This window comes from Streptomyces sp. NP-1717 (assembly GCF_022695985.1).
In the GTDB taxonomy this organism is placed as follows: Bacteria; Actinomycetota; Actinomycetes; order Streptomycetales; family Streptomycetaceae; genus Streptomyces.
This window is the reverse complement of sequence record NZ_JAAPBF010000451.1, coordinates 1-1595: the sequence shown is the minus strand read 5'-3', so window position 1 is coordinate 1595 and position 1595 is coordinate 1. Positions and strand designations below refer to the sequence as shown.

Sequence of the window (1595 nt, the reverse complement as noted above, 5' to 3'; positions counted from 1 at the left end):
CAGTCGCTGTGCGGCGATCTCGGCCCTGCGGCGGTCCATGGTGAAGACGAAGCGGCGGCGCTCCTGGGCGCGCAGATGCACGATGTACACGCTCAGGAGTACGGCGGGGACGCCCGGCGCCCACAGGAAGGCGAGGCCCTGGACGCCGGCGACGACCGCGCCGATCGTGAAGGCGAGGAAGAGCACCACGGTGGTGCGCCGGCGGCGGGCGAGGACCTGCGAGCGCTGGGCGCGGCGGGCGCGTTCGGCCGCGTCGCCGGTGGGGCGTGCGCGCCGTTCGGGCGCGACGGGCGGTGCGGGCGCCGGGCGTTTCGAGGACGGTGCCGGGATCTCCAGCCGGGCTTCCGTACGGGCCGCGGGCGCGGAGAAGGACCGGACGTCGACGGAGCTCGTCGGCTCCGCCGCGACGTCCGGTGCATCGTCGGGCCCGGCCTCCTCGGTGGTGCGGTCCTGCAACTCCTTGGCGTACCGGCGCTCCATCCCCGCCCGGCCGGAAAGCAGCCGGATGGCGGTGCTGAAGCGTTCCGTCGGACGGGCTTCGTTGAGCTCGTCCTGCCTGCGGAGCCACATCGGTACCAAGTAGGCGGCCCAGGCCCCGACGATGACTGCGTAGATGAGGCCGCTGCTGCTCACGGTTCACACCGTAGAGGTCTACGCGCGAGGGGATCCGCCAATTGAGCCGGTGTGTCGCACGATCTGGCTGATATCACGGACTTTTTTTGTGATTGTTCGGATCACTTGATGGTCGGATGGCGACTAATTTCGAACACTTATTTCATTTCTGTGGCGTACCAGGTCGTGCCCGGTGCCAGCGGCGCAGGAGCCCGTCCCCTGCTTCCTCGGCCGTGAGCGCGAAGACCAGATGGTCCCGCCAGGCCCCGTCGATGTGCAGATAGCGGGGCCGGGTCCCTTCCTCGCGGAATCCGAGTTTCTCCACGACCCGGCGGCTCGGCCCGTTCTCGGGGCGAATGCACACCTCGATCCGGTGCATACCCGCCATGCGGAAACAGTGGTCGACGGCGAGGGCCACGGCCGTCGGCATGACGCCGCGCCCCGCGACGTCGCGGTCCACCCAGTAGCCGACGTGGCCCGAGCACATCGAGCCCCAGGTGATCCCGGCCACGGTCAACTGGCCGACGAGGCGGCCCTGGTACTCGATGACGAACGGCAGCATCCGCCCCGCGTTCGCCTCGGCGCGCAGATGACGGACCATCTGCCGGTACGTCGGACGCTGGGCGACCGGGGCGCCGGGGGGCGGCGGCGGGATCGTCGCCTCCCACGGCCGCAGCCACTCGCGGTTGCGCCGGTTGACCTCGCGCCAGGCCCGTTGATCGCGCGGCTTTATGGGGCGCAGGACGACATCGCCGTCCACCAGCGCCACGGGCCAGAACGGGTGGTTCATCCGTCGGTACGCGGGTGATCGCCGCCGTGGATCTGGTCGACGGCGTGGGCGAGCAGCGGGCCGAGGACGGCGAGCCCGTCCCGTACACCGCCGGAGGAGCCGGGCAGATTCACGATCAGGGTCCGGCCCGCGACGCCCGCGAGGCCCCGGGAGAGCGCGGCCGTGGGGACCTTCCGGGCGCCCTCGGCTCGGA

3 protein-coding genes are annotated in these 1595 nt (G+C 71.3%); all 3 read right to left on the bottom strand.

What is annotated here, in order from left to right; all coding sequences use genetic code 11:
• A partial coding sequence (gene glpR, locus GXP76_RS35410) for a gephyrin-like molybdotransferase receptor GlpR (RefSeq protein WP_374363737.1) occupies positions 1-633 on the bottom strand: 633 nt, incomplete at its 3' end.
• Positions 634-775: 142 nt separating this feature from the next.
• A complete protein-coding gene (locus GXP76_RS35405) occupies positions 776-1402 on the bottom strand; it encodes a GNAT family N-acetyltransferase (RefSeq protein WP_242575720.1) in 627 nt (208 codons plus the stop codon).
• Positions 1399-1595 (bottom strand): molybdenum cofactor biosynthesis protein B (locus GXP76_RS35400; RefSeq protein WP_374363735.1); only part of this gene is annotated, 197 nt, incomplete at its 5' end. The genes GXP76_RS35405 and GXP76_RS35400, both read right to left, overlap by 4 nt.

What these genes read in the sequence shown, in the direction of transcription:
- GXP76_RS35405 (WP_242575720.1), bottom strand. Translation starts at nt 1,402, where the DNA reads ATGAACCACCCGTTCTGGCCCGTGGCGCTGGTGGACGGCGATGTCGTC.